The organism is Desulfolithobacter sp. (assembly GCF_054025815.1).
The window spans coordinates 1-8,703 of record NZ_JBPMMS010000027.1 but is presented as its reverse complement, the minus strand read 5'-3'; the positions used below and the strand labels follow the sequence as shown (position 1 = coordinate 8,703).

Sequence of the window (8,703 nt, the reverse complement as noted above, 5' to 3'; positions counted from 1 at the left end):
GCCAGGCTGCCCGGATACCTTGGCTCCACCCTGCGCGGTGCCCTGGGCTGGGCCCTGAAAAAGACGAGTTGTGCGCTCAGGCGGCAGCAGTGCGCCGACTGTTTGCTCCGGCAGCAGTGCCCCTACGCCTGGATCTTTGAAACCGAACAATACCGGGACCAGGGCGGACGAACAATCAACGCCCGGCCGCATCCTTTTGTCCTCCAGCCAGGCCAGGATCAGGAAGAGATGGCCGAGGGGCAAAAAATATCTTTTTCCCTGCTCCTTCTGGACCGGGCCGTGGAACTGCTGCCCCATATCATCTATGCGGTGCAGGAAATGGGCAAATCCGGCATTGGCCAGGGCCGCCGGCACGGCCTGGGCAGGTTCGTGCTGGACAGGATAACCACGGACGATCAGACGGTCTACTCCGCACAAACCGCAACCCTTGCAGCCAGACCGGCCCCAATGGAGCTCGACCCCACCACGGTCCCGGATGATCCGGTCTCCCGGCTCCGGGTCAACCTTTTGACCCCGCTTCGTTTCAAACAGGGCAACCGGATAAAGACCGACCTGGAGTTCCACACCCTTATCCGGACCTGCCTGCGCCGGATCACCGCGCTGGAAGAGGCATACGGAAACGGCGTGCCGGATCTCGATTTTCAGGGGTTGGTGCAACGGGCCGGCGACGTGGAGGCCGTGGCGCCATCCATCCGCTGGCAGAAACTCAGACGTTGGTCCAACCGCCAGCACCAGGGCACCTCCCTGAGCGGCCTGGCCGGATCTGTGACGTACCAGGGAGAACTGACCGAATTCATGCCCATCCTCCGTTATGCCGAGCAGGTCAACATCGGCAAGCAGACCGTTTTCGGCCTGGGGAGGATGCAACTGACAATATGAACAGGCACGCCCCGGACAAAGGGAACCTGACTCCTGAATACCTTGATTTTTTCAAAGAATCTGGCCAGGAGTTGAAAAAAAAATCATAAAACTTTTTGCGAAAAACCCTGCTGGGAGACCGTAAGAACTAGGTGAAACCAAACCTCTTACAACCGAAAAGGAGCAATCATGGACGACAACCTCTTTGATGAAGATGATGCGTTGGATTACCTGCTTTACAAAGAATATTTTGAAAAAGACGAACCGCATCGCAACAGTAACGGCAACAATTATCGCGGCGGCTGTCTGGGGATGATGGTGTTTCTGGTGTTGCTGCCGGCGGCATGGATAATGATATGGATAGAAGGACTATGAAAATAAATATTGCCCGATTTTACAGGCAGGAGCGGCTGAAACTGGACTGCGAGGTCGTAACCCCCTTGTTTCTGGGCGGGGCCGACCAGGAGGCAGAAACTTGGCGCGCTCTCGGCAACTGTCTCGCGGAAATCGCCGGCCGGATCACCACCAGCAGAGACGGTGAGCTCGTGGATGGCAGGTACTTCGGCCACCTCAAGGACCGGGCGGCCGAGTGCTCCGAGATAGAGGCGCCGCCGCCCTTTCGCCCCTGCTGCACCGCATCTCCGAAAAGGCGGCGCCCTTCGGCCGGGACCAGCCCGCCAACTGCCTCGCGGCGGTGCGCTGGTGCATGGAACACGGCCTGGTCAAGCAGGGCCTGACCATGCTCCAGGAGGGCGTGGCCACTGTCCTGGCCGAACGGTTCGGCCTGGACTGGCGCCGGGAGGAGGACAGGACTCTGGTTTCCGACACCTTTCATGTCTTAAACCAGAAAATAAGCGAAGACCGGTGGAACAAAAGTCTCTGTCAGCGCCCCGATGTCGTCAGGAGCATTATTGGCGACACCCGCACCGTCGAATTGGCCCGGATAGCCGATCGTCTCAGCAAGGCCCGAAACGACATCAACCACAGCGGTTTTCGAAATGATGCCACGAGGGCGGACAGACTCGAAAAGGTGCTTGGGGAGTGCTTCGTGGAGGTTGAGAAAGTCCTGGGCTCCACAAAAGAAACTGAAATCAATTCGTCCCGACAGAAAAAAGGTGAAAAATAAATGAATAAAAAAAGGAGGCGGGCATGGAAGAAACGGTATTGAAAATAGCCCTGGCCGGACTCTGCCACGATCTGGGCAAGTTAGCCCAAGGGTGCATGGAAGTGTCGCAGGATTACCAGGACAGAAACTCCCCGATCTATCAGCCTGTACGGGAAGGCCGGTACAGTCACTTGCACGCTCTTTTTACCGCAGCTTTCCTTGAAAAGCACCAGGAGCTGTTCCCGCCGGACCTTTTCAGCCCGGAATGGGGTGACGGGGACATTTTTCTGAACCTCGCGGCCAGTCACCACAAGCCCGAAAATCCCATGCAGTGGATTGTGGCAGTGGCCGACCGGATTGCCAGCGGTCTTGACCGGGCCCGGTTTAACAAGGGTGAGGCCATTGCCTGGCGGGACTTCAAGACAACGCGGCTGCTGCCGGTGTTCGAGGCTCTGGGGCCGGATCGTTGTCAGCAGTATGACGCTGACGACAAGTATCAATACGCCTATCCTCTACGTCCACTTTCTGCACAGAGCATTTTCGCGCAGAAGAGAACCGAGCTGGAACGGCAGCAGGCAAAGACGGAATATCAGGAACTGTTCGATTATTTTCTGTCCCGCCTTCGCAGGCTGTTACACCGTGATAACGGAGTCCGGCTATGGGCACAGCATTTTGATTCCCTGCTTATGGTCTGCACCACGATGATTCCAGCGGCACGGGTGGGTGACGTGGTCCATGACGTGTCCCTTTATGATCACAGCCGGGCCACCGCCGCACTGGCTGCGGCCCTGTACGGTTATCACAAGGCCACAGACTCCATGGACGAGGCAGCGATAAAAAATGGCGCGGAAGAGAAATTCCTTCTGGTGAGCGGAGATTTCTTCGGTATCCAGGAGTTTATTTTCGCCAGCGCAGGTGAGTCATGCCGATTCCGGTCAAAACTCCTCCGGGGAAGGTCGTTTACAGTGTCGCTGTTCTCTGACTTGGCCGCGGAAATACTCTGCGACCGGCTCGGCCTGCCATTTTTATCGGTGGTCATGAACGCGGCCGGTAAATTTCATCTCATCGCCCCCAACACAGACAAGGCCCTCCTGTCCATCAAGGAGGTGAAGGAGGAGTTAAACGACTGGCTGTTCTCCATTTCCTATGGCCAGAGCAGTATCGGCATCAGCGTAACGGCTGCAACACCAGACCAGTTTACAAGCCATGATTTCGCAGCCCTCTGGCAACGACACATGGACAACATGGAGGTCGCCAAGCAGCAGAAGGTCGACCTTTCCCGTCATGGCGGAGTGGTGGCCTCGTTCCTTGACTCTTTCCACAACGAAGCTGGCCTGTGCCCCCTGTGCGGTAAACGACCGGCGCTCATGGAAACCAGGGGGGACAGGATATTCAGAGACGATGAACTCGTCACATGCGCGGCCTGCCGTGACCACGTCATGCTGGGCACCACTCTGGTGAAGAACAGGATGCTGGCGGTATGTGACAAAAACAGTGACCTGCAGGACAAGGGCCTGCTGATGCCGATTTTTGACCGGTACCAGGTGATGGCCACGGATAACATCTGTACCCGACAGGCCAATGAAGGCAGTCTCGTGAAGCTCTGGGAACTCGAGACAGATCAGTCCGGAGCCCTTGCCTGTCGGGCCACTGTCAGGATGATAAACGGTCATGTCCCAATATATACCGAAGATGACAATAAAAATGATCTGCTTCTGGAAGGGGAAAAATCAGACGACGGCATGGACGCCCTGATCGCGGAAATCAACGAAGGAGCCCCGAAAACTCTGAACCACATCGCCATCACGGCCCGCCGTTTTGACAGCGACGGCAAGGCTCGAGGCACTGAAGCTCTGGGGGTTTTGAAGGCTGATGTGGACCATCTCGGAATGCTCTTTGGCTGCGGCTTCAGCCCCGAACGGTTCACCTTTTCTCGGTTAGCCACCCTGAGCCGTCAGCTCAACAACTTTTTTGCCCTCTATCTTCCTCACCTGCTGCGGGATACAGAAGAGTTCAGTCAGGTATATACAGTGTTCGCGGGCGGTGACGATCTTTTCCTGATCGGCCCCTGGAACAGGATGGCCGACCTTGCCGCCCACCTGCGCCAGCGGTTCAGGGACTATGTCTGCGGCAACCAGGAAATCACCTTTTCCGCGGGAATAACGCTCCACAAGCCCCATGTTCCCATTGACAAGCTGGCAGAAACCAGCGAGGAGGCACTGGCCATGGCCAAAGCAGGCGGACGGGACCGGATTACCATGTTCGGCCAGACCGTGACCTGGGACGATTTCCAACGGCTCACCGAAAACCGGGATGCGATGCGGAGCTGGCTTGAGCGTAACTTCATCAGCCGGGTCATGTTCTACCGGTTCAACCGCTTTATCGACCTGGCCGAGCAGGAAGGAAAACTCGGTCAGACGAAGTCGATTCCCATGAGCGCCATGGAGTGTGTCAAATGGCCGGCCATGTTCCACTACCACCTGGCCCGCAATGTCAACACAAAGACTCCGGCAGGCGACAAGGCTGTGGACGAGGTGGCGGTCATGGCGAAATGGCTCACCGATTACCGGGGTGGGGTAAGAATACCCCTCTGGCAGATACTGTACGAAGAACGGGCATAAATTCAAGGAGGACCAGTAAATGGCAAGTATCACTTTATGGAAGGACAAGGCAAAAAGGCAGGTGGATCCGGCTCTCTTCTCCACCATCGCGGAAGACAAGGCCAGGAGTATTGGCCAGGAGGACAGGAGAAAAAACAAAAGTACCCAGTTACGCCGATTTTTCGATGAACTCGTGCGGATCAACACCAGAGCACAGAGTGAAGGAGACGACTGGAATCTCACCCTTCCCATGGTTCACATGATGGTTGCGAAAACCGCCTATGCGCAGGGACGGGGGTTGGTGACCGAATCGTTCGTCAAGCTCATGCGGGACGGAATCACCCAGGTGCATGACCGTGATGATCTCCAGGTTCTCACCAACTTCATGGAAGCCTTTATGGGGTTCTACAAGGTTTACGGCCCGAAATAACGAGATTTTTCAACAATAACAGGGAGCACGAACAATGAAACTCAACAAAATATCCACGATCAACGGCAAAATCATCCTGGAAAGCGGACTGCATATCGGCGCGGGCGACACCGAGATGCATATAGGCGGCACCGACAACCCGGTGGTCAAACATCCCTATACCAACGAGCCGTATATCCCAGGCTCGTCAATCAAAGGCAAGGTTCGATCTCTGCTGGAAATGAAAAGCGGCCTCATGACCTATACCGACGGTAAGCCGGTGGGTGCCGCTGACTTGAGCAGAAACCTCAGTGACAATGAAAAACGAGAGGCTGAAATGATCCTCAAGCTCTTTGGCTCAAGCGGCGCCGACAAGGAACATGTGGCGAAAATCGGCCCCTCACGCCTCTCCTTTGCCGACTGCCCGTTGAGTGAAGCGAGCAGGGAAAGGGTACAGGGCGCCAACCTACCCTACACCGAGGTCAAGTCTGAAAACTCCATCAACCGGATCAGAGGCACCGCGGAAAATCCCCGTTTCACCGAGCGGGTGGTGGCGGGATTGAGTTTCGATTTCGGGGTCACCGTCAAGGAGATGGAGGGAGACGAGGGCCTGATCGAGTACCTGTTGACTGGACTCAAAATGCTTTCCCGTGATGCCTTGGGGGGGTCAGGCAGCCGTGGTTACGGGCGGGTTCGGTTTGAATTCGACGACCCGGAAATCCAGAAAAAATTCGACTCCGCCCTGGCCTGAGGAGGACGCCGTGAAACTCTATGCAATAACCATCCAACCGGAATCACCCTTCGGCACCCCGCTGAAGGGGGATACCCTTTTTGGATCTTTCTGCTGGCAGGCGGCTCTGGACAGGGGGCTACTGACCGGCGGCCTTGACCACTGGATTGAGTCATACCGGAAAAAACCCTTCCTGGTGCTCTCTTCCGCCTTTCCGCAGGTTGTGGACGATAACAGTGACATTACCTATGCCCTGCCCCGACCTGCCCTGCCGCCAAGCTGGCTCGAACCGGACGGCACCGGCCCCTGTGCCGAGCGACTGAAAAAACGGAAAGAAAAGAAATCCCGCCGCTGGTTGTTGACCGGCAGCGACCTGCATATCGACCTCTGCTGGGACAACCTGATCGATGACCGGGAACTGGGCAGCCGAATCTGCGCCATGCTGGGAACAGATAATGACGATGGCGGTTTTGTCCGTTTCTTCGAGCAATCCCATAATACCATCAACCGCCTGACCAGTACCACCGGCAAGGGATTTTTTTCTCCCTACTCCATGTCCAACTTTGTCTATCGGCCTGGCATGGAACTAGTTCTTTTCGCACTGGTAAATGAACAAGCACTTAACGAGGAATCTCTATTGACCGGGCTGGAGCGCATCGGCTCTTACGGATACGGCCGCGATGCCTCCACCGGCCTGGGACGGTTCGGCATTGGTGAATGCGATGAGATTACCCTGCCTTTACCTGAAAACGCCAATGCTCTCCTCACCCTTGGGCCCTGTGTTCCCCGGCCTGAAGAGTATGAGCAGGCATGGTTTTCACCGTTCACCCGTTTCGGCCGCCATGGTTCTCAGCTTCTTCACACCGGCAAACCATTCAAGAACCCCGTTGTCATGGCCGATGAAGGAGCGGTCTTCTTGCCGAAAACAAAAGAACAATTATCAAAACGGTATATGGGACAAGCGGTTACCGGTGTTTCCAAGGCCCAGGAGAAGGCGGTCTGCCAGGGGTACACCATTGTCGTTCCCATGAAACTGCCCGTGAAGGAGGCGTGATGAAAAGCCATACACAATACATCGAACTGACCCTGGCCTCACCGGTCAGCGTCGGTTGCGACGAGGTTTATGAGCCCACGGGGTTCGTGGTGGATGAGAAGGCGCAGGAGCTGATAGCCTTTGACACGTACACCTTCCTGGAAATGCTCGACAGTGACGCTCTGGCACAGTTCAGCACCATTTGCGCCAGAGGAAAAATCGAATCTCTGCTCGATCTGATGCAGTTCATGCACCGTCATAGTGCACACGCCCTTGGCGAACGCTGCGCTCTCGCGGCAGGTTTTGTCGAACATTATGAAAATGTGCTCAAGCTACCCAGGAACGCCCGTATCATCCAGCAAAACCTCAACAATTTCAAAATAGGTCGCACCGCTTTCAATCCTCACACCAATCTGCCGGTCATACCAGGTTCGACAATCAAGGGGTCTTTACGAACAGCGGTGCTGAACTTACGTCAGCAGAAAAACCCTGTCGCTGCGAAGCAATACAATCGGATGAAACCTTATGAAGCAGGAAAGGAAAACAAATCACTGCAAGAAACATTGCTTGGCGGTTCTTTTAATTCCGACCCCTTTGGATTGATCAAGGTCTCAGATTTCGTCCCGGTAGGAAAGTGCCGCCGTAAAATCCTTTACGCCGTCAACCTCAAGAAACGGCCGACGGGAAGAAACTCCCAGGGGCCGCCGCAACTGCTGGAGGTAATAGAACCGGGCGCAACTTTTGCCGGCACCATAACCATCATCACGCCGGACAGAAGGACACCGGTGAAAAAGCCTATAACAAAAGACGAGCTGTTTGAAGCTGTCGAAAAATTCTATACTTCGGAAAACAAGCGTGAGAATCATGAGCTCGAAAATATCGGCGCACCTCCCCTGCAGATTGACGAGGATTGTCTGCCCTTGCGGATCGGCCGCCACAGCGGGGCAGAGTGCGTCACCGTCAACGGGCACCGTTCCATAAAGATCAGTCCACCGGGTAAAAAACCCTTAAAATTCAAGGACCATGCCACCACCTTGTGGCTCGCGTCAGAGTCTAGGAAGCCAAATATTAATAGAGCGTTACGTCCATTCGGCTGGGTGAATCTTCGTCTTGTATCTGATTCCGACGGGCAAAAACTTTTTGAGCAGGCTCAGGGGCAGGAAAAGGACCGGCAGAATAACATATCGCTCAGAGCGGAACAACGCCGGAAAGAAGATGCGGCTCGAGCCCGGGCGCGGCTTGAAGCCAGGGAAGAACAGAAACGCCTGGAAGCCGAAGCGATGGCATCCGCTGAAGCCGAAAAGAAAATGCGTGAGGAATGGGAAGCTCTCTCGGAAGAACAGCGTAATCTCGCTTTAGTACGAGGTGATGAGTTTGCCTTGAAATGTGCCCCTGGCGTTGATGTGATGAGGGATATATGGCCTAAGGTTGAATCCGCTGATCCGAAGCACCAAAAGGCCCTGGCCAGAGCCTTCAAGGAGCGCTGGATGGCGGAAAGTAAGTGGAATGTAAAGAAGAAAAAGAAAAAACAGTTTGAAAAGGTTCAAAAGATCAAAAAGATACTTGGAGAGCTGTGATGTTTTCCAAAGTTCTGGAAGTGAACAGGTATGCTGTGGTATGAAATACATGCGAAAAAGCATACATAAATGAGTGTACACCTCTACATGCTCACACCCGGCGGCACCAGCCTGCTAACCAATATGGCGGACAGTGACGATCGAAAGGCTGTCATCCGGAACAGCAACTGCAGGAGCCGCTCCGAGGTGTCGCCGCCCGACCTTGTCAGGCTGGACAGGGCGCTGTCCGGCCTGATGGCCGGATGCGCGAAAAAAGTAATCGGTTACCTGCAGAGCCACCATGTTTCTTCAACCTTTTTGAGGCCGGCGGCTTCTCTTGATTTCAAGCCTCTCCAGAGCAGACCATGTCCTCCGTCAACCCATGAAGTGGACGCCAGGGAAGATCGGGGTG

The 8,703-nt window shown here is 55.2% G+C and carries 10 protein-coding genes; all 10 read left to right on the top strand.

Translation table 11 applies throughout. The features are described 5' to 3' along the window. Nucleotides 1-879: CRISPR system precrRNA processing endoribonuclease RAMP protein Cas6 (gene cas6, locus ACXJJY_RS07415; protein WP_456386500.1), on the top strand; the 879-nt coding region annotated here is incomplete at its 5' end. A 168-nt stretch (nt 880-1,047) separates the two neighbouring features. Beyond that, the gene (locus ACXJJY_RS07410) at nt 1,048-1,233 is read left to right on the top strand and encodes a hypothetical protein (RefSeq protein ID WP_456386498.1); all 186 of its coding nucleotides are present in this window, start codon (nt 1,048-1,050) and stop codon (nt 1,231-1,233) included. Next, nucleotides 1,230-1,595, top strand: a complete 366-nt coding sequence (locus tag ACXJJY_RS07405; RefSeq protein WP_456386496.1) for a hypothetical protein — start codon at nt 1,230-1,232, stop codon at nt 1,593-1,595. The genes ACXJJY_RS07410 and ACXJJY_RS07405 overlap by 4 nt, the downstream gene beginning before the upstream one ends. Then, entirely contained in the window at nt 1,565-1,984 is a 420-nt protein-coding gene (locus ACXJJY_RS07400; protein ID WP_456386494.1) for a hypothetical protein, read from the top strand. The genes ACXJJY_RS07405 and ACXJJY_RS07400 overlap by 31 nt, the downstream gene beginning before the upstream one ends. A 23-nt stretch (nt 1,985-2,007) precedes the next feature. Further along, nucleotides 2,008-4,584 carry a type III-A CRISPR-associated protein Cas10/Csm1 gene (cas10, locus tag ACXJJY_RS07395; RefSeq protein WP_456386493.1) on the top strand — a complete coding sequence of 859 codons (2,577 nt, stop codon included), beginning with the start codon at nt 2,008-2,010 and terminating at the stop codon, nt 4,582-4,584. Nucleotides 4,585-4,603: 19 nt separating this feature from the next. After that, entirely contained in the window at nt 4,604-4,993 is a 390-nt protein-coding gene (gene csm2 / locus ACXJJY_RS07390; RefSeq protein WP_456386491.1) for a type III-A CRISPR-associated protein Csm2, read from the top strand. 34 nt (nt 4,994-5,027) lie between these two features. After that, nucleotides 5,028-5,723, top strand: coding sequence for a type III-A CRISPR-associated RAMP protein Csm3 (csm3, locus tag ACXJJY_RS07385; protein ID WP_456386489.1), 696 nt, complete (start codon nt 5,028-5,030; stop codon nt 5,721-5,723). Between the two features lie 10 nt (nt 5,724-5,733). Next, complete coding sequence (gene csm4 / locus ACXJJY_RS07380) at nt 5,734-6,756, top strand: type III-A CRISPR-associated RAMP protein Csm4 (RefSeq protein WP_456386487.1); 1,023 nt, start codon at nt 5,734-5,736, stop codon at nt 6,754-6,756. Next, nucleotides 6,756-8,312, top strand: coding sequence for a type III-A CRISPR-associated RAMP protein Csm5 (csm5, locus tag ACXJJY_RS07375; protein WP_456386485.1), 1,557 nt, complete (start codon nt 6,756-6,758; stop codon nt 8,310-8,312). Before csm4 ends, csm5 begins: the two co-directional genes overlap by 1 nt. A gap of 69 nt (nt 8,313-8,381) precedes the next feature. Then, nucleotides 8,382-8,703: hypothetical protein (locus ACXJJY_RS07370; RefSeq protein WP_456386483.1), on the top strand; the 322-nt coding region annotated here is incomplete at its 3' end.

Bases quoted from the DNA above. Each gene is read 5' to 3' on its own strand.
- csm2 (WP_456386491.1), top strand. From the start codon at position 4,604: ATGGCAAGTATCACTTTATGGAAGGACAAGGCAAAAAGGCAGGTGGAT.
- cas10 (WP_456386493.1), top strand. From the start codon at position 2,008: ATGGAAGAAACGGTATTGAAAATAGCCCTGGCCGGACTCTGCCACGAT.
- csm5 (WP_456386485.1), top strand. From the start codon at position 6,756: ATGAAAAGCCATACACAATACATCGAACTGACCCTGGCCTCACCGGTC.
- ACXJJY_RS07410 (WP_456386498.1), top strand. From the start codon at position 1,048: ATGGACGACAACCTCTTTGATGAAGATGATGCGTTGGATTACCTGCTT.
- ACXJJY_RS07405 (WP_456386496.1), top strand. From the start codon at position 1,230: ATGAAAATAAATATTGCCCGATTTTACAGGCAGGAGCGGCTGAAACTG.
- ACXJJY_RS07400 (WP_456386494.1), top strand. From the start codon at position 1,565: ATGGAACACGGCCTGGTCAAGCAGGGCCTGACCATGCTCCAGGAGGGC.
- csm3 (WP_456386489.1), top strand. From the start codon at position 5,028: ATGAAACTCAACAAAATATCCACGATCAACGGCAAAATCATCCTGGAA.